This window comes from Streptococcus bouchesdurhonensis (assembly GCF_948472335.1).
Map to the genome: position 1 here is coordinate 26,138 of NZ_CAOKTW010000010.1, position 19,465 is coordinate 45,602.

Sequence of the window (19,465 nt, forward strand, 5' to 3'; positions counted from 1 at the left end):
TGTTAGAAATCGATTTGACTGTCTTGATTGATTTGTCCTGTTCTTATTTCATTTCACTATGAAAACGTTTAAAATATTTTCAACAACCTATCGAAATCATCGTAAACGCTTCGGATTACGAATGAATTTGATTGCTGGCATTATCAATCATGAACTAGGATTCTAGTTTTGCAGGAAGTCTATTGTCAAAAATGTGATGGTAATCTTGTCCATCGACTGTCAGGTGACGTTCATAAATGCCTGAAGTCACGACAGATTGATTGACAACGGGAATGGTCATTAAGTGATTTCCCCTCGGATTGGCTGAATCTTGAATCTCGATTTGCCAAGGGTTATCCCCTCTTGTCTGATTTTTTCCAATGGTCAGGATACTCCCTCCCAGATTGATCAAGGCAGAAGTCATACCCTCTTTTCTAAGAAATTGGGCACCCTTTATCTGCACTATAACCCTTGACTAAACAACCTAAATCGATTTTCATTCCTTTCTGCTTTAAGAATACAATGGAAGTAGAAGAATCTAACTCGATATCATGAGGATTGATTAGAGACAGCACCGCTTCAATTTCTTGAGGTTGTGCAGCTTTGGCATCTGAAAAACCAATGCGCCAGGTTTGAATTAGGGGACCAATACTGATGTTGAGCTGGCTATAGAGTGCTAGGCTATGCTCTAAACCAAGTGAAATCAGTTCAAACAGGTCTGGATGAACAGTGACGGGGGCTATTCCTGCTTGATAATTGATTTCCATCAACTCAGATTCTTGACTATTGGCATTGAAATGGTATTCAAGCTTTTTGAGCAAATCAAAGGATTTTTGGAGTAAGATATCTGCTCACTCATTAACTAATGAAATAGTGATAGTGGTTCCCGTTAGGAGTTCAGAATGTGAACGAAGAGGCAAGCTAGCAACTTTTTTCTTTTGTAGAAAATAAGTTGCAATATCAAATAATTATATAAATGGAAGACCTTGTATTTTATTTTCATGTTATTATAATACCATAAAGCTAGAATTTTCATAAATTAAATTTGGAAAAAGTCAAGAAATATGCTTAAAAAAATTCATTAGGCTTGAAATTAGGATAAATGGAGAATTGTTTTTGATAAAAAATGATAAAGTAATAGCAAACCTCTGGTAAACGCTGACAATAAATGGTATACTAGTAAGGTAAATTTAGAATGAAAGTAGGAAATTTTTTATGAGTAAAATTGTTGTAGTCGGTGCTAACCATGCTGGTACAGCATGTATTAATACTATGTTGGATAATTTTGGAAATGAGAACGAAATTGTTGTATTTGACCAAAACTCTAGCATCTCTTTCCTAGGATGTGGAATGGCTCTTTGGATTGGTAATCAAATTGACGGTGCTGAAGGCTTGTTCTATTCTGATAAAGAAAAATTGGAAGCTAAAGGTGCTAAGGTTTACATGAACTCACCTGTTCTTTCAATCGACTATGATAACAAAGTAGTCACAGCCGAAGTTGAAGGAAAAGAGCACAAAGAATCATACGAGAAATTGATTTTCGCTACAGGTTCTACACCAATCTTGCCACCAATAGAAGGTGTTGAAATTCTTAAAGGAAACCGCGAATTTAAAGCAACTCTTGAAAACGTACAATTCGTGAAATTGTACCAAAACGCTGAAGAAGTGATCAATAAACTTGCTGACAAGAGCCAACACCTTGACCGTATCGCCGTTGTTGGTGGTGGTTACATTGGTGTTGAACTTGCTGAAGCCTTTGAGCGTCTTGGAAAAGAAGTTGTCCTTGTCGATATCGTTGATACTGTCTTGAACGGTTACTATGACAAAGACTTTACACAAATGATGGCGAAGAACTTGGAAGACCACAACATCCGCTTGGCTCTTGGTCAAACTGTTAAAGCAATCGAAGGTGACGGTAAAGTTGAACGCTTGATTACCGATAAAGAAACTTTTGATGTGGATATGGTTGTTCTTGCGGTTGGTTTCCGTCCTAACACAGCTCTTGCTGACGGTAAGATTGAACTCTTCCGAAATGGTGCTTTCCTTGTAGATAAGAAACAAGAAACTTCAATTCCAGGTGTATTTGCAGTTGGTGACTGTGCGACTGTCTATGATAATGCTCGTAAAGACACAAGCTACATCGCCCTTGCTTCAAACGCAGTTCGTACTGGTATCGTTGGTGCCTACAATGCTTGTGGACATGAATTGGAAGGAATCGGTGTTCAAGGTTCAAACGGTATCTCAATCTATGGTCTTCACATGGTTTCAACTGGTTTGACTCTTGAAAAAGCAAAAGCTGCAGGTTACAATGCGACTGAGACAGGATTTAACGATCTTCAAAAACCAGAATTCATGAAACACGATAACCATGAAGTAGCGATTAAGATTGTCTTTGACAAAGATAGCCGTGAAATTCTTGGTGCCCAAATGGTTTCACACGATATTTCAATCAGCATGGGAATTCACATGTTCTCACTTGCTATCCAAGAGCATGTAACAATTGATAAATTGGCATTGACAGACCTCTTCTTCTTGCCACACTTCAACAAACCATACAACTACATCACAATGGCTGCCCTTACAGCTGAAAAATAAAAATGATGAACTATCTGGTCTTAAGTTAAGGTCGGATAGTTTTTTAGGTACGACGGGTCATGGCCTACATCTGAGGAACAAGTCCTCTGTGGGCACTAGCTACCGATGAACCCAACAGCGCCCCTCAATCCTGACTATCGTGAGGTAGCGGACGAAGACGGTCTGGAGATAGACCCTGACGTTAGAGTAAAAAACGTTAGAGGAAAGAATAGCGAAATCCTGGTTCTAGGAACAGAGAGGTGCTAGGAAAGCCTATCTAGCAGATGAGATAGCCAAGAACTCTAAAGTTTAAATAGGTAGTCGTAACTTATATCTGTAAGTCATGAAAGTAATTGAATTCGGACTAAGGTTTGTGTGAAAAAGATAAATCTTCCTAGAGTCCAAAGACTCTGCGTCCGATTTCCTATTTTCACTGTAACCTTTTAACGTCCTCTGTTATAAAGGAAGAAAAATCTGGGACTGATTCCGTGAGGTTTCATGAGCGCCTAAAGCATAGTAACAAGGAATCATGAGAAGTCAGCAGAAGCCATAGTAGTGATGAAGTTTCTGTAGTAGTATTAAATGGTTCAGTTGTATTTCCCAAAAAGATGTGCCAATACAATGTATTACATAAATCGAATTTTAAATCTTAGGAAGTAGAAATTTTTAATGGTAGTAGATTTTCAAAGTGGTGAAATATGTTGAGGAATTTATTTTCTTTTCAAACATCAGATATTATTTATTTTGATAATGCAGCTACAGTTCCCAAGCCAAAAGCTGTTGTTAATAAATTAACAGAAGTTTATTCAGGAATTCAATAAACATTAAGAGACATAATTCAAAAAATGATTTAATTTTTTCTAATGAATATGAGGCTGTTAAGAAAAAAATTAAAAATTTTCTAAGTGCCAGTAACTACAATGTGCTTTTCACTAAAAGTGCTACGGAGGCTTATAACTTACTTAGTAGGTCTATAAAATATAATAAAGGTAAATTAGGTGTGTCTGTATTAGAACACCATTCTAATTATTTACCTTGGAAAATGTTATAGTTGCTTAGTTTCAAACAAGCATGTTATAATAAAGCTATGGCATATAGTACAGATTTTAAACAGCGAGCATTAGATTACATCAAAGAGGGGGCACAGCCATGTCGAGGCAGCCAAGGTTTTTGATGTTGGCGTCAGAACTCTCTTCACGTGGGAAAAGAACTTACGTGAACAAGGACACTTAGAGAGGAAAAAGCGAGTCGTCAAAAACCGAAAGATTCCTTTAGAGGAATTGAAAGCCTTTGTAGAGGCTCATCCAGATGCTTTTTTACGGGAAATTGCGGCACATTTTGATTGTGCTGTCCCTTCAGTATGGGCAGCTTTAAAGCAGATGAAGGTCACTTCAAAAAAAGATGACGAGCTTTAAGGAACAAGACCCAGAGAAAGTCGCTGAGTTTCTTGATATTTTGGATAACCTAAACGATTTACCAATCGTATATATTGATGAAACAGGAATCGACCGCTATCTCTATCGTCCTTATGCAGGGGCTCCTAGAGGGGAGAAAGTCTATGAAAAGATTAGCGGACGTCGTTTTGAGCGAACTTCAATTGTTGCAGGACAAGTAGACGGAGAGTTTATAGCTCCCATGATTTACAAGAACAGCAGGACAAGCGATTTCTTTGTGGAGTGGTTCAAAACGCAACTCCTGCCTGCTTTGAAGACACCTCATGTTATTATCATGGACAATGCTAGTTTTGATCCCAAGAACATTTTGGATGAACTCTGCATCCAAGATAAACACTTTTTCTTACCTCTACCGCCTTATTCACCAGATTCGAATCCTATTGAGCAAGCTTGGGCTATCTTGAAAAAGAAAGTAACAGATTTATTAAGGGAAGTCCCAACTATTTTTGAATGTTTGGAACGCTTTTTAAAACTAAATGAAAATCATTATCAGAAAATTATAGGAGGTAGTAAAATTGACTTGCTTAATCAGTGTTATTTTATTACATCAAGGAGATAAAAATAGTTTATTAGAGTCTTTATTAATAGTTGATAGACAAACATTTAAAGATATAGAAGTTATTATTGTAAAGCCAATATAGAACACCTTTTGTTGGTTTATTTATTCTTCCTGATGATTATTATAAACTTACAAAGGATTTTCGGTACTATATGGAACAAGAACTTGTTTTCGAAGAGGAACTTGTTTCACTGAGCTGGACCCATGAAGTTTATCCTTTGGGGCACTTAGGGGATATAGATATTCATTTTCTACATTATTCTAGTATTGAAGAAGCACGGACTAAGTGGGAAAAAAGAAAAAACGCATAAATTGGGATAATCTATATTTTAAATTTGATAATAAAGATTCAGCTAGTGAAGAAATTTTAAATAAGATGGATAATCTTCCTTATTCTAATAAATTAATTTTAGTCAATCGTCCATATAAAAATTTGAAAAGTCAATGTGTTATTCCAGGTCAGGAACATCTTCCAGAACTGGCTATTATGTCTGATCCATTAAATACTTTTGATATCATGGCTTGGTTAAAAAAAGGTGGCAATGCTCTTTAAGTGCAAGTTATTGCGCTGTAGCATATAAATCTATTCCCTACATATTTTTTAAATGTTCTACGAGTTAATTTGAAATGTTTAGCTTGTGGTATAATAGATTCATGGATAAAAAATATGAAAAAATCTCCCAAGATTTGGGAGTGACTTTAAAGCAAATCGATACTGTTCTAAGTTTGACAGCAGAAGGGGCGACAATCCCCTTTATCGCGCGTTATCGCAAGGACATGACTGGTAGTCTGGATGAGGTGGCGATTAAGGCCATTATCGACTTGGATAAAAGTCTGACCAATCTCAATGACCGCAAGGAAGCTGTCTTAGCTAAGATTCAAGAACAAGGCAAGTTGACCAAGGAGTTGGAAGAAGCTATCTTAGCTGCCGAAAAATTAGCAGACGTTGAAGAACTCTACCTACCTTACAAGGAAAAGCGTCGAACCAAGGCAACCATTGCTCGTGAAGCTGGACTCTTCCCACTTGCTCGCCTGATTTTGCAGAATGTAACTGACTTAGAGAAAGAGGCTGAAAAGTTCATCTGTGAAGGATTTGTGACTGGGAAAGACGCCTTGGCTGGTGCAGTTGATATCTTAGTCGAAGCCTTATCGGAAGATGTGACCTTGCGTTCCATGACTTATCAAGAGGTGCTGAGACACTCTAAACTCACTTCTCAAGTCAAGGATGAAAGTCTTGATGAAAAGCAGGTTTTTCAGATTTATTATGATTTTTCAGAGACGGTTGGAAATATGCAGGGTTATCGTACCTTGGCTCTCAATCGTGGGGAGAAGCTAGGTGTCTTGAAGATCGGTTTTGAACATGCGACGGACCGTATTCTTGCCTTTTTTGCTACTCGTTTCAAGGTGAAAAATGCTTATATTGATGAAGTTGTTCAGCAATCCGTTAAGAAAAAGGTCTTGCCTGCTATCGAGCGCCGTATTCGTACAGAATTAACCGAGAAGGCAGAAGAGGGAGCTATTCAACTCTTTTCTGACAACCTGCGCAATCTTCTCTTGGTTGCTCCTCTAAAAGGGCGCATGGTTCTTGGATTTGACCCAGCCTTTCGTACAGGTGCCAAGCTAGCTGTCGTTGATGCAACTGGGAAAATGCTGACAACTCAGGTCATTTATCCTGTTAAACCAGCATCAGCTCGTCAAATCGAAGAAGCCAAGAAAGATTTGGCAGACTTGATTGGTCAATACGGTGTAGAGATTATTGCCATCGGAAATGGTACTGCTAGTCGTGAAAGTGAAGCCTTTGTGGCGGAAGTTCTTAAAGATTTTCCTGAGGTTAGTTATGTCATCGTAAATGAAAGTGGTGCTTCGGTCTATTCTGCCAGCGAACTTGCTCGTCAGGAGTTTCCAGACTTGACCGTTGAAAAACGCTCTGCTATTTCTATCGCCCGTCGTTTGCAGGACCCCCTTGCTGAATTGGTCAAAATCGATCCTAAGTCAATCGGTGTCGGTCAATACCAGCATGATGTCAGTCAGAAGAAACTGTCTGAAAGTCTGGACTTTGTCGTGGATACCGTGGTGAACCAAGTCGGTGTCAATGTCAATACAGCCAGCCCAGCTCTTCTTTCACACGTAGCTGGACTCAATAAAACCATCTCTGAAAATATCGTCAAATACCGTGAAGAAGAAGGAAAAATCACTTCACGAGCTCAAATTAAGAAAGTTCCTCGTTTGGGGGCTAAGGCCTTTGAGCAGGCTGCTGGTTTCCTACGTATCCCTGAAAGTAGCAATATCCTCGATAATACAGGAGTTCACCCAGAGAACTATACTGCCGTTAAGGAGCTCTTCAAACGCTTGGATATCAAGGACTTGAATGAAGAAGCACAAAGCAAACTCAAGTCGCTTTCAGTCAAGGAAATGGCGCAAGAACTAGACCTTGGCCCAGAAACTCTTAAAGATATCATTGCCGATTTTCTCAAACCAGGTCGAGATTTCCGTGATTCCTTTGACGCACCTGTACTTCGCCAAGATGTCCTAGATATCAAAGATTTAGTAGTCGGACAGAAGCTGGAAGGTGTGGTGCGTAATGTAGTTGACTTTGGTGCCTTCGTTGACATTGGGATTCATGAGGACGGTTTGATCCATATTTCCCACATGAGTCGCAAGTTTATAAAACACCCTAGCCAAGTGGTATCCGTTGGTGATTTGGTGACCGTTTGGGTTAAGAAAATTGATACTGAACGTGAAAAAGTCAATCTGTCGCTTCTAGCTCCAAATGAAACTGACTGATTACGTCAAGCATGTTTCGCTAGAAGACTTCGGCAGACCTTTTATCCATCATGTCCAGTGGAATAGGCGTCTACGTTCGACAGGTGGGCGATTTTTCCCCAAAGATGGGCATTTGGATTTTAATCCCAAGGTTTATCAGGAACTGGGTCTGGATGTTTTTAGGAAAATTGTCCGACATGAACTCTGTCATTATCACCTCTATTTTCAAGGGAAGGGCTATCAACACAAGGATCGGGATTTTAAGGAACTTTTGGAAGCAGTGGATGGATTACGCTTTGTGCCAACCTTGCCAAATAGAAACTCCAAGCCAATCAAGCTTTATCGTTGCCAATCCTGCCAGCAAACTTATCAGCGCAAGCGAAGGATTGATACCAAACGCTATCGCTGTGGAGTTTGTCGAGGAAAGTTGCTACTAGTAAATCAGCCTGAGGACTGATGAAAGCCGAGCCTACCCGTGATATACTATGTCTAACCTAGCAGAAAGAGGAAATATCATGAACAGTAAATTTTATAAAATGAGACGAAATCGCATGATTTCAGGAGTTCTGGCAGGTCTGTCAGACAAGTGGAACTTTGATGTTACCCTTGTTCGTTTTCTATTTGCTATTTTTACAGTCGCAAACTTTGGACTTGGTGTGATTATCTATATCATCCTAGCTTCTGTCATGCCAACCAAGGAAGAAATCGAAGCAGAAATGTACGGAACAGGCCCACGCAAACGCAAAGAAGCCCAAGCCATTGACGATAATGAAGGCTGGTTTTGGTGAGGTTTTACAAAAGATTTAGAATAAGCAAAAAGCTTTAAATCAATAGTCTAAACTGCTTGATTTAAAGCTTTTTTACTTTTAATAATATTTTTCCAGCTTCATCTACAAATTAAAAATAATATTTTAAACTTAGATTTCTAATCTGATTTTTCTTGCTGAGACAATACGTTTTTTGAAAAATGGTGGATGCTGATAACAACTGATAGCCAGCAAATAGCATAAGCAGTAGCTGTAAATTCTGTACCGATAAAGTGTGTCTTTTCAACTAAGAGCTGACCGATGAATGGAGAGAGGAGATAGAGAAGTCCGATGAGTATATGTTCTTTATGTTTCATTAAAGCGCCCCTTCTTTCCTTATAGGTTGAACGACTTGCAAGTGTTAAATTTAATGGTATGTTATCTAGGTAAGCTTACTCAAATGTTAGTTTCCGCTTCCTCCTTTCCAAAGTAAGCCTTTTCACACTTATATTTTACAATTTTAAAAATAGGAAATCAAATCATTTTATAAGTAATTTTGCCTACATTTCCCCCAATCTTACAAAAATGTAAGATTAAAGTCTCTTTTGTAAGGTTAGGTTATGGCAAGCGGTCTTTTTTTGATGTAAACTAGACTCATAAAGAACAAAGGAGTAACATCATGAAACAAATCTTACAGAAGAAAACAAGAAAACCAAGTCACAAAGAAATCGAGCGTGTTCAGCTGGGATGCGCTATGATGCAAGCTACATTTCATTTGATGGGATATTAAGAAAGGAGATTCTCATGACACTTTTAGATGTAAAACACGTTCAAAAAATTTATAAAACACGTTTTCAGGGCAACCAAGTAGAGGCCCTCAAGGATATTCACTTTACCGTAGAAAAGGGTGACTACGTTGCCATCATGGGTGAGTCTGGTTCTGGTAAATCCACTCTTCTCAATATCCTAGCTATGCTGGACAAACCAACTCGTGGTCAGGTTTACCTGAATGGAACTGACACAGCAACCATTAAAAATTCACAGGCTTCTAGCTTCCGTCGTGAAAAGTTGGGCTTCGTCTTCCAAGACTTTAACTTGTTAGATACCCTATCTGTTAAGGACAATATCTTGCTTCCGCTTGTCTTGTCAAGAAGACCTATTACGGAAATGATGAAGAAATTGGTGGTGACAGCTGAGAATCTAGGTATCAACCAATTGCAAGAGAAGTACCCTTACGAGATTTCTGGTGGTCAGAAACAGCGTGTAGCAGTAGCACGCGCCATCATCACAGAACCTGAAATTCTCCTTGCGGATGAGCCAACAGGTGCCCTTGATTCCAAGTCCTCTGCAGCTCTTCTTGATGTTTTTGATGAAATCAATGAGCGCGGCCAAACCATTCTCATGGTAACCCACTCAACAGCAGCAGCTAGCAGAGCTAAACGTGTACTCTTTATCAAGGACGGCATTCTTTACAATCAAATCTACCGTGGAGAGAAGACAGAGCGTCAGATGTTCCAAGAAATCTCTGATACCTTGACTGTCATGGCAAGCGAGGTGAATTAGTATGTTTCGATTAACTAATAAGTTAGCGGTATCGAACTTGATTAAAAACCGCAAGCTCTACTATCCTTTTGCGCTGGCTGTTCTCTTGGCAGTCACCGTCACCTATCTCTTTTACTCTCTAACCTTCAATCCAAAGATTGCGGAAATCCGTGGAGGAACAACCATTCAGGCTACACTTGGATTTGGTATGTTTGTCGTCACCCTTGCGTCAGCCATTATCGTCCTCTATGCCAATAGTTTTGTCATGAAAAATCGTTCCAAGGAACTGGGGATTTATGGCATGTTGGGATTGGAAAAGCGCCATCTAATCAGTATGACCTTTAAGGAGTTGGTGCTATTTGGAATTCTAACTGTTGGTGCAGGGATTGGTATTGGGGTCTTGTTTGACAAGTTGATTTTTGCTTTCTTGCTCAAACTGATGAAATTAAAGGTAGAACTAGTCGCTACCTTCCAGATGAAAGTTGTCATTACAGTACTTGTTGTCTTCGGTTTGATTTTCCTAGGTCTCATGTTCCTGAATGCTCTTCGAATCGCCCGTATGAATGCCCTTCAGCTCTCACGTGAGAAAGCTAGTGGTGAGAAAAAGGTCGTTTCCTACCTCTCCAAACGATTCTTGGTTCGATTAGTTTAGGGATTGGCTATTATCTTGCCCTTACGGTAAAAGATCCTCTTACAGCCTTAACAACCTTCTTCATAGCTGTTTTGCTGGTTATCTTTGGTACTTATCTCTTGTTTAATGCAGGGATTACAGTCTTCCTACAAATCTTAAAGAAAAATAAGAAATACTATTACCAACCTAATAACCTCATCTCTGTTTCCAACTTGATTTTCCGTATGAAGAAAAATGCGGTTGGACTAGCAACCATCGCTATCTTGTCAACAATGGTTTTGGTAACCATGTCAGCAGCGACAAGCATTTTCAATTCCGCAGAATCCTTTAAAAAAGTTCTAAATCCTCATGATTTTGGGGTTTCAGGACAAAATGTTGAAAAAGAAGATTTAGACAAACTCTTGAGCCAGTTTGCAAGTGACAAAGGTTATAAGATTAAAGAGAAAGAAGTGATTCGTTATACTTACTTTGGTGTTGCAAACCAAGAAGGAAATAAGTTAACTATTTTTGAAAAAGGACAAAATCGTGTTCAACCTACAACAGTTTTCATGGTATTTGACCAAAAAGATTATGAAAATATGACTGGTCAAAAACTGTCTCTTTCAGGAAATGAGGTCGGACTCTTTGCAAAGAATGAGGGAGTTAAAGAACAGAAAGCTCTAACTCTAAATGATCATCAATTTTCTGTCAAAGAAGAATTTGATAAAGATTTCATTGTCAACCATGTCCCAAATCAGTTTAATATTTTGACTGCTGATTACAATTACCTTGTTGTACCTGATTTACAATCCTTTTTGGATCAATTCCCAGATTCGGCTATCTATAATCAGTTTTACGGCGGTATGAATGTAAATATCAGTGAAGAAGAACAACTCAAGGTCGCTGAAGAGTATGAAAAATACCTCAATCAGTTTAATGCTCAATTAAACACAGAAGATAGCTATGTTTATGGTAGCAATCTAGCAGATGCTCGTTCTCAGATGAGTGCCCTCTTTGGTGGTGTCTTCTTTATCGGTATTTTCCTATCCATTATCTTTATGATCGGAACCGTTCTGGTCATCTACTACAAACAAATTTCTGAAGGATATGAAGACCGTGAGCGCTTTATTATCTTGCAGAAAGTCGGTTTAGATAAAAAGCAAATTAAGCAAACCATCAACAAACAGGTTTTAACTGTTTTCTTCCTTCCTTTGCTCTTTGCCTTCATACATCTCGCCTTTGCCTACCATATGCTTAGTCTGATTTTAAAAGTGATTGGTGTAATAGATACGACTATGATGTTGATTGTGACCTTGTCTATCTGCGCTATCTTCCTCATCGCCTATGTGTTGATTTTCATGATTACTTCAAGAAGCTATCGCAAGATTGTGCAAATGTAAAAAAGATACCTCGACTTCAAAATCGAGGTATTTCTTGTATTTTATACTCAATGAAAATCAAAAAGCAAACTAGGAAGCTAGCCGCAGGTTGCTCAAAACACTGTTTTGAGGTTGCAGATAGAACTGACGAAGTCAGCTCAAAACACCGTTTTGAGGTTGCAGATAAAACTGACGAAGTCAGCTCAAAACACTGTTTTGAGGTTGCAGATAGAACTGACGAAGTCAGCTCAAAACACTGTTTTGAGGTTGCAGATAGAACTGACGAAGTCAGCTCAAAACACCGTTTTGAGGTTGCAGATAGAACTGACGAAGTCAGCTCAAAACACTGTTTTGAGGTTGCAGATAGAACTGACGAAGTCAGCTCAAAACACTGTTTTGAGGTTGCAGATAGAACTGACGAAGTCAGCTCAAAACACCGTTTTGAGGTTGCAGATAGAACTGACGAAGTCAGCTCAAAACACCGTTTTGAGGTTGCAGATAGAACTGACGAAGTCAGCTCAAAACACCGTTTTGAGGTTGCAGATAAAACTGACGAAGTCAGCTCAAAACACCGTTTTGAGGTTGCAGATAGAACTGACGAAGTCAGTAACATATATACGGCAAGGCGAAGCTGACGTGGTTTGAAGAGATTTTCGAAGAGTATTAAATACTGAAAAGTTGTCCGAGTAAGAAGGTAACGCCCATAGTTAAGAGACCAATAGCAAGGTTCCGAATCATAGCTGTTTTGGTTGGGGCTTTTCCAAGTTTGGCACTAGTATAACCAGTGAGAAGAAGGGCCACACCGACGATAAGGACAGTAACAGGGATGCGGTATTCACTTGGGAAAATGGTCACTGAGAGCATTGGAGGCAAACTTCCAAGGAAAAAAGAAATAAAGCTAGAGATGGCAGCATGCCAAGGATTGGTAAACTCTTCATACTCAATACCGTATTTTTCCTCTACCAAAGCCTTGAGTGGATTATTTAAAAAGGCTTTGGTAGTCAAAAGTTGAGCAGAGGTTTCGCATTCTCCATTTTGGATATAGGCAGCATAGAGGGACTTTTTGGCTAGTTCCATATCTTGGTCTAGCAAGAGCTGCTCACGCGCAACGGCTGCTTCCTCAGTATCTTTTTGAGTTGAAACGGATACATATGCTCCACCAGCCATTGAAAAGGCACCAGCTAAGATAGCTGCAAATCCTGATAAAAAGATAATCCAGATATTGGTCGTGGCACTAGCAACTCCGATAACCACACCAGCAATGGAAATAATCCCATCATTGGCACCAAGAACACCCGCACGCAGGATATTTAAACGACCTGCAAAATTTGAATCGATTTCGTGATTTGTTTCTGACATACTATTCTCCTTTTTATCCAGTATAAAGGAAAGAGGTAATGAAATCAATCTTTTAAAAGTATCTGAAAAAAGTTGCACGATTTTAATGATATAAAAATATCGACATCTTCTCTGATAGATCAAACACCGAAGGTAAAGAGTATAGAATAGCATAAAAAATTTTAAATTAAATAGGATAAACATTTTGTTCACTTTATAATCGTTTACAAGAGAATAATGAGTATTAAATCAAATAAAATCCAACTATTTTGCGAACTTTTTATATTTTTTTCGTAAACCGCTTTACAAGTTCTTAAAAACATGATATAGTAATAAAGCTTAGAAAATGAGATGATGTTTTCTAGCAAATATAAACCCGAGTAAAAAATGCCTACGGACAGGCAGGGTTGAATGCCGAAGCGTGGTTGAAAAACCACATTATTGATAGGGTTAAAAGCCTACTTTTATAAGTTGATGTTAGGACACTTGTCCTAATTCATAAATTTTTAGTGTGGTGAAAGCACACGTCATCTTGTGAAACGATCAATAAAGTACGTAATATTTGCTACTAGAGAGTTAGGAAACATCGGGAACAGACATACTCAACAGAAACAAACATAAAAACGTCAGAAGATTGCAGAGCAGGTGGAAACCTGCTCTTTTTTCATGAGTCAACCTTTAGTCGCCTTTATCTTCTTGAGGCACTAAAAATACGGTAAAGGAGTAAGTCTTGAAGAAGTTAGATCAAAACCAAGCCCCAATTTATGAGGCTTTGGTGAAGTTACGCAAGAAAAGGATTGTTCCCTTTGATGTTCCAGGTCACAAGCGTGGACGAGGAAATCCAGAACTTGTCGAACTGTTAGGAGAAAAATGTGTAGGCATTGATGTCAATTCGATGAAACCCTTGGATAATCTAGGACACCCTATTTCGATTATTCGAGATGCAGAGGAGCTGGCTGCAGATGCTTTTGGAGCTAGCCATGCTTTTCTCATGATTGGTGGAACAACCTCATCGGTGCAGACTATGATTCTGTCAACCTGCAAGGCAGGAGATAAGATTATTCTTCCGAGAAATGTTCACAAATCTGCCATCAATGCGCTGGTTCTATGTGGTGCCATTCCCATCTATATCGAGATGAGTGTAGATCCTAAGATTGGTATCGCTTTAGGTCTTGAAAATGACCGAGTAGCCCAGGCCATAAAGGACCATCCAGATGCCAAGGCCATTTTGATTAACAATCCTACTTACTATGGCATCTGTTCAGACCTAAAGGGTTTGACAGAAATGGCTCATGAAGCTGGCATGATGGTTTTAGTAGATGAAGCCCACGGAGCGCATTTGCATTTCACTGATAAACTTCCAATTTCTGCTATGGATGCAGGGGCTGATATGGCAGCAGTTTCCATGCATAAGTCTGGTGGGAGTTTGACCCAAAGCTCCATTTTACTTATCGGGGAGCCGATGAATTCTGAATACGTTCGTCAGATCATCAACCTGACCCAATCAACATCTGCTTCTTACCTGTTGATGGCTAGTTTGGATATTTCACGTCGCAACTTGGCCCTTCGTGGTAAAGAGTCGTTTGAAAAGGTCATTGAACTGTCTGAGTATGCTCGCCGTGAAATCAATGCTATCGGTGGATACTATGCCTACTCAAAAGAGTTAATAGATGGTGTGTCGGTCTGTGATTTTGATGTAACCAAGCTGTCAGTTTACACTCAGGGTATTGGCTTAACAGGTATCGAGGTTTATGACTTCCTACGAGACGAATACGACATTCAGATTGAGTTTGGTGATATTGGCAATATCTTGGCCTATATTTCGATTGGTGATCGCATCCAAGACATCGAGCGCTTGGTCGGTGCTTTGGCTGACATCAAGAGACTCTATTCACGAGATGGGAAGGACTTGATAGCAGGAGAATATATTCAGCCCGAGTTGGTGTTATCTCCTCAGGAAGCCTTCTATTCAGAGAGAAAAAGTTTGACCTTGGATGAATCTGTTGGACAGGTCTGTGGAGAATTTGTCATGTGCTATCCTCCAGGGATTCCTATCTTGGCTCCTGGTGAACGCATTACTCGTGAAATTGTAGACTATATCCAATTTGCTAAGGAACGTGGTTGCTCCCTCCAAGGGACGGAAGATCCTGAGGTCAATCACATCAACGTCATTAAGAGAAAGGATAACTAGATGGATTTATGGTTTTCTGAAGTTCATACTCCAGATGTCAAATTGTCCCTGCGAACAGCCAAGCAACTCTACGCTGGTAAAAGTGAATGGCAGGATATCGAAGTCTTGGATACCCCAGCTTTTGGGAAAATACTGATTTTAAATGGGCACGTCTTGTTTTCAGATGCGGATGACTTTGTCTACAACGAAATGACCGTTCATGTTCCCATGGCTGTGCATCCCAATCCAAAGAAAGTCTTGGTTATTGGGGGTGGCGACGGTGGTGTTGCTCAAGTATTAACACTCTATCCTGAGCTGGAACAAATCGATATCGTGGAACCAGATGAGATGTTGGTTGAGGTTTGTCGTGAGTATTTCCCAGACTTTGCTGCAGGGCTAGATGATCCACGTGTTACTATTTACTACCAAAATGGGCTACGCTTTTTGCGAAACTGCGAAGATGACTATGATATTATCATCAACGACGCGACGGATCCATTTGGACATACGGAAGGGCTCTTTACCAAGGAATTTTACGGTAATAGTTATCGTGCTCTGAAAGAAGACGGTATAATGATTTACCAGCATGGGAGTCCCTTCTTTGATGAGGATGAGTCAGCTTGCCGAAGCATGCATCGCAAGGTCAATCAAGCCTTTCCAATCAGTCGGGTTTATCAGGCCCATATACCAACCAGTCCAGCTGGCTATTGGTTGTTTGGATTTGCTTCGAAAAAATACCACCCTGTCAAAGATTTTGACAAGGAAGGCTGGAAAAAACGCCAGCTTTTCACAGAATACTACACTGCAAACTTACACGTGGGAGCCTTTATGTTGCCCAAGTATGTTGAGGACATTTTAGAAGAAGAGGAAGGAAAAAAATGAGTCGTTTATTAGTTATTGGATGTGGGGGCGTTGCCCAAGTTGCTATTTCAAAGATTTGTCAGGATAGCGAAACCTTTACAGAGATTATGATTGCCAGCCGTACCAAGTCAAAATGTGATGACTTGAAAGCGAAGTTAGAAGGCAAAACAAGTACAAAGATTGAGACAGCTGCTCTTGATGCTGACAAGGTTCAAGAAGTCATTGCCTTGATTGAAAGCTACAAGCCAGAAGCTGTTTTGAACGTAGCTTTACCATATCAAGATTTAACAATTATGGATGCCTGTTTGGCAACAGGTGTCCACTATATCGACACAGCTAACTACGAGGCAGAGGATACAGAAGATCCTGAGTGGCGTGCCATCTATGAGAAACGTTGCAAGGAACTTGGTTTTACAGCCTACTTTGACTACTCATGGCAATGGGCTTATCAGGAGAAATTCAAAGAAGCTGGCTTGACCGCTCTTCTTGGTTCTGGTTTTGACCCAGGTGTGACCAGCGTCTTTTCTGCCTATGCTCTCAAACACTACTTTGATGAAATCCACTATATCGACATTTTAGACTGTAATGGTGGTGACCACGGTTATCCATTTGCGACAAACTTTAACCCAGAAATCAACCTACGTGAGGTTTCTGCGCCAGGTTCTTACTGGGAAGATGGTAGGTGGGTTGAAGTGGAAGCTATGTCAATCAAGCGTGAGTACGATTTCCCTCAGGTCGGACAAAAAGACATGTATCTCCTTCACCATGAAGAAATTGAATCATTGGTCAAGAACATTCCAGGTGTCAAACGCATTCGTTTCTTTATGACCTTTGGTCAATCTTACTTGACGCACATGAAATGTCTTGAAAATGTTGGACTCCTTCGTACGGATACCATTAACTTCAATGGACAAGACATTGTTCCAATTCAATTCTTAAAAGCCTTGCTTCCAGATCCAGCCAGCCTTGGTCCACGCACGGTTGGTAAAACCAATATCGGTTGTATCTTTACAGGTGTCAAAGATGGCGTTGAAAAGACCATCTACATCTACAATGTCTGCGACCATCAGGAATGTTACGCAGAAGTTGGTTCACAAGCCATTTCTTACACGACAGGCGTTCCAGCCATGATTGGGACAAAATTAGTTATGAATGGTACTTGGAAACAAGCAGGAGTTTACAACCTTGAAGAATTAGATCCAGATCCATTCATGGAAGCTTTGAATGAGTATGGTTTGCCTTGGGTTGTGGTTGAGAATCCACAAATGGTGGACTAATGAAGTTAGAACAAGTACCAACGCCAGCTTACATCATTGACTTGGCAAAGTTAGAAGGCAACTGCCGCATTTTACAATATGTACAAGAAGAATCTGGTTGCAAGGTTTTGCTTGCCCAGAAGGCATATTCCCTTTACAAAACCTATCCCTTGATTAGCCAGTATCTATCTGGTACGACAGCCAGTGGACTCTATGAAGCTAAGCTCGCTAGAGAAGAGTTCCCGGGTGAAGTCCATGTCTTTGCGCCAGCCTTTAAGGATGCGGACATGGAGGAATTACTAGAGATAACGGACCATATCGTCTTTAACTCAGAGAGGCAGTTGCGCAAACACGGGCCTCGTTGTCGGGAGGCTGGTATCAGTGTTGGTTTACGTCTCAATCCTCAGTGTTCAACACAGGGTGACCATGCGCTCTATGACCCTTGTGCACCTGGTTCTCGTTTTGGCGTTACACTAGATAAAATTCCTAGTGATTTGCTGGATTTGGTGGATGGTCTTCATTTTCACACCCTTTGCGAGCAGGGAGCAGATGATTTACAAACAACTTTGAAAGCAGTAGAAGCGAAGTTTGGTCCTTACTTACATGAGGTCAAATGGCTCAATATGGGTGGTGGACATCATATTACAAGAGATGACTATGATGTGGACTTGCTGATTTCTGAGATTAATCGTATTCGCGAAACCTATCAACTCGATGTTTACATCGAGCCTGGTGAAGCTATTGCGCTCAATGCGGGTTATTTAACAACTGAGGTATTAGATATTGTAGAAAACGGTATGGAAATCTTGGTTTTAGATGCCTCTGCGACCTGCCATATGCCTGATGTACTTGAGATGCCCTATCGTCCACCTTTGAGAAATGGCTTTGAGGCACAGGAAAAAGCCCATACCTACAGACTTTCTTCTAATACCTGTCTGACGGGCGATGTAATTGGTGATTATAGTTTTGAAAATCCTGTTGAGATTGGAGATAGACTTTACTTTGAGGACATGGCTATTTACTCATTTGTTAAAAATAATACCTTTAATGGTATTGGATTGCCAAGTCTTTATCTCATGGATGATCAGGGTGACTGTAGCTTAGTCAAAGCCTTTGGCTATCAAGATTTTAAAGGGAGATTATCATGATGGACAGTCCCACAAAATTAGGCTATCGTATGCCAGCAGAGTACGAACTACATCATGGTACCCTCATGATATGGCCGACTCGACCAGGTTCATGGCCCTTTCAAGGAAAGGCTGCTAAAAGAGCTTTCAGCCAGATTATTAAGACCATAGCAGAAGGAGAAAGAGTCTATCTTTTGGTGGACCAAGACTACTTAGCTGAAGCCCAATCTTATCTTGGAGACAAGGTTGTTTATTTAGACATTCCCACCAATGATGCCTGGGCGCGTGATACAGGCCCAACCATTCTTGTCAATGATAAAGGCCAGAAATTAGCCGTGGATTGGTCTTTCAATGCTTGGGGTGGAGCTGTAGATGGTCTCTACCAAGACTATGAAGATGATGATCAAGTAGCCAGTAATTTTGCTGAGGCCTTGGAAATGCCTGTTTATGATGCCAAACCTTTTGTCCTAGAAGGCGGAGCGATACATAGCGATGGTCAAGGAACCATTCTCGTGACTGAAAGTTGTTTGCTTAGTCCTGGTCGCAATCCTCATCTTAGTAAAGAGGAAATCGAAAATACCTTATTAGAGTGCCTTGGCGCTGAAAAAGTTATTTGGCTTCCTTATGGTATTTATCAGGATGAAACCAATGAACACGTTGACAATGTTTCAGCCTTTGTTGGTCCTGCAGAGCTTGTTTTGGCTTGGACAGATGATCAAAACGATCCTCAGTATGCCATGTCAAAAGCAGATCTCGAATTCTTAGAGCAAGAAACAGATGCAAAAGGTCGTCACTTCACTATTCATAAACTTCCAATTCCAGCTCTTCATCAAGTTGTAACCGAAGAGGATTTGCCAGGCTACATCTATGAAGAAGGAGAAGAAGAGCGATACGCAGGTGAACGACTAGCAGCTTCCTACGTAAACTTTTATATTGCCAACAAGGCTGTCCTAGTTCCTCAGTTTCAAGATAAAAACGACCAAGTAGCCTTAGATATTCTCAGTGAGTGTTTCCCAGACCGTAAAGTTGTCGGAATTCCAGCCAGAGATATTCTCTTAGGTGGTGGCAATATCCACTGTATCACCCAACAAATCCCAGAATAGGAGA

General features: G+C 40.1%; 14 protein-coding genes and 5 pseudogenes. 16 read left to right on the forward strand and 3 right to left on the reverse strand.

From position 1 onward, the window contains the following. Nucleotides 1-61: 61 nt before the first annotated feature. Nucleotides 62-166, forward strand: a pseudogene (locus QMQ21_RS15065) (IS5/IS1182 family transposase); the annotation flags it as partial. On the opposite strand, the pseudogene QMQ21_RS15070 reads toward QMQ21_RS15065, so the two are convergent. Next, nucleotides 158-899: pseudogene (locus QMQ21_RS15070) on the reverse strand (FAD:protein FMN transferase); the annotation flags it as partial. The pseudogenes QMQ21_RS15065 and QMQ21_RS15070 sit on opposite strands and share 9 nt — an antisense overlap. 295 nt (nt 900-1,194) lie before the next feature. Here QMQ21_RS15070 and nox point away from each other — a divergent pair. The 7 genes and pseudogenes from nox (at nt 1,195) to QMQ21_RS15105 (ending at nt 8,117) form a co-directional block, all read left to right on the forward strand. Then, on the forward strand, nt 1,195-2,574 hold the full coding sequence (nox, locus tag QMQ21_RS15075; RefSeq protein ID WP_000036801.1) for a H2O-forming NADH oxidase: 1,380 nt from the start codon (nt 1,195-1,197) through the stop codon (nt 2,572-2,574). 832 nt (nt 2,575-3,406) lie between these two features. Continuing rightward, nucleotides 3,407-3,604 carry an aminotransferase class V-fold PLP-dependent enzyme gene (locus QMQ21_RS15080; RefSeq protein WP_284525467.1) on the forward strand — a complete coding sequence of 66 codons (198 nt, stop codon included), beginning with the start codon at nt 3,407-3,409 and terminating at the stop codon, nt 3,602-3,604. Between the two features lie 36 nt (nt 3,605-3,640). Continuing rightward, nucleotides 3,641-4,479 (forward strand): annotated as a pseudogene (locus QMQ21_RS15085) (IS630 family transposase); the annotation flags it as partial. Nucleotides 4,480-4,640: 161 nt separating this feature from the next. Further along, a pseudogene (locus QMQ21_RS15090) lies at nt 4,641-5,119 on the forward strand (DUF1919 domain-containing protein); the annotation flags it as partial. Nucleotides 5,120-5,220: 101 nt separating this feature from the next. Then, nucleotides 5,221-7,350, forward strand: a complete 2,130-nt coding sequence (locus tag QMQ21_RS15095) for a Tex family protein (RefSeq protein ID WP_261814723.1) — start codon at nt 5,221-5,223, stop codon at nt 7,348-7,350. Next, nucleotides 7,337-7,786: a SprT family protein gene (locus QMQ21_RS15100; RefSeq protein WP_261814724.1), complete on the forward strand. Its 450-nt coding sequence runs from the start codon at nt 7,337-7,339 to the stop codon at nt 7,784-7,786. Before QMQ21_RS15095 ends, QMQ21_RS15100 begins: the two co-directional genes overlap by 14 nt. Before the next feature lie 58 nt (nt 7,787-7,844). Then, nucleotides 7,845-8,117 carry a PspC domain-containing protein gene (locus tag QMQ21_RS15105; protein WP_001085048.1) on the forward strand — a complete coding sequence of 91 codons (273 nt, stop codon included), beginning with the start codon at nt 7,845-7,847 and terminating at the stop codon, nt 8,115-8,117. 137 nt (nt 8,118-8,254) lie between these two features. Here QMQ21_RS15105 and QMQ21_RS15110 read toward each other — a convergent pair whose 3' ends face one another. Beyond that, the gene (locus QMQ21_RS15110; protein ID WP_023936938.1) at nt 8,255-8,452 is read right to left on the reverse strand and encodes a hypothetical protein; all 198 of its coding nucleotides are present in this window, start codon (nt 8,450-8,452) and stop codon (nt 8,255-8,257) included. Nucleotides 8,453-8,879: 427 nt separating this feature from the next. Here QMQ21_RS15110 and QMQ21_RS15115 point away from each other — a divergent pair, with 427 nt between their 5' ends. The 3 genes and pseudogenes from QMQ21_RS15115 (at nt 8,880) to QMQ21_RS15125 (ending at nt 12,241) form a co-directional block, all read left to right on the forward strand. Beyond that, a complete protein-coding gene (locus QMQ21_RS15115; protein ID WP_000173372.1) occupies nt 8,880-9,638 on the forward strand; it encodes an ABC transporter ATP-binding protein in 759 nt (252 codons plus the stop codon). 1 nt (nt 9,639) lies between these two features. Beyond that, a pseudogene (locus tag QMQ21_RS15120) lies at nt 9,640-11,627 on the forward strand (ABC transporter permease). A gap of 50 nt (nt 11,628-11,677) precedes the next feature. Further along, entirely contained in the window at nt 11,678-12,241 is a 564-nt protein-coding gene (locus QMQ21_RS15125; protein ID WP_138701025.1) for a hypothetical protein, read from the forward strand. A 28-nt stretch (nt 12,242-12,269) separates the two neighbouring features. Here the strand turns inward: QMQ21_RS15125 and QMQ21_RS15130 are convergent, their stop codons facing one another. Continuing rightward, nucleotides 12,270-12,965, reverse strand: coding sequence for a VIT1/CCC1 transporter family protein (locus QMQ21_RS15130; protein WP_023937531.1), 696 nt, complete (start codon nt 12,963-12,965; stop codon nt 12,270-12,272). A 709-nt stretch (nt 12,966-13,674) separates the two neighbouring features. Between QMQ21_RS15130 and QMQ21_RS15135 the strand changes: the two genes are divergently transcribed. The 5 genes from QMQ21_RS15135 to aguA are packed head-to-tail and all read left to right on the forward strand — an operon-like array spanning nt 13,675 to nt 19,461. Beyond that, nucleotides 13,675-15,135, forward strand: a complete 1,461-nt coding sequence (locus tag QMQ21_RS15135; RefSeq protein WP_023937530.1) for an aminotransferase class I/II-fold pyridoxal phosphate-dependent enzyme — start codon at nt 13,675-13,677, stop codon at nt 15,133-15,135. Then, nucleotides 15,136-15,996 carry a polyamine aminopropyltransferase gene (gene speE, locus QMQ21_RS15140; protein ID WP_000366713.1) on the forward strand — a complete coding sequence of 287 codons (861 nt, stop codon included), beginning with the start codon at nt 15,136-15,138 and terminating at the stop codon, nt 15,994-15,996. Further along, the gene (locus tag QMQ21_RS15145; RefSeq protein WP_100104629.1) at nt 15,993-17,252 is read left to right on the forward strand and encodes a saccharopine dehydrogenase family protein; all 1,260 of its coding nucleotides are present in this window, start codon (nt 15,993-15,995) and stop codon (nt 17,250-17,252) included. The genes speE and QMQ21_RS15145 overlap by 4 nt, the downstream gene beginning before the upstream one ends. Beyond that, nucleotides 17,252-18,379 carry a carboxynorspermidine decarboxylase gene (nspC, locus tag QMQ21_RS15150; RefSeq protein ID WP_023937527.1) on the forward strand — a complete coding sequence of 376 codons (1,128 nt, stop codon included), beginning with the start codon at nt 17,252-17,254 and terminating at the stop codon, nt 18,377-18,379. The genes QMQ21_RS15145 and nspC overlap by 1 nt, the downstream gene beginning before the upstream one ends. Continuing rightward, complete coding sequence (gene aguA, locus QMQ21_RS15155) at nt 18,376-19,461, forward strand: agmatine deiminase (RefSeq protein ID WP_023937525.1); 1,086 nt, start codon at nt 18,376-18,378, stop codon at nt 19,459-19,461. Before nspC ends, aguA begins: the two co-directional genes overlap by 4 nt. The last annotated feature ends 4 nt before the right edge of the window (nt 19,462-19,465 follow it).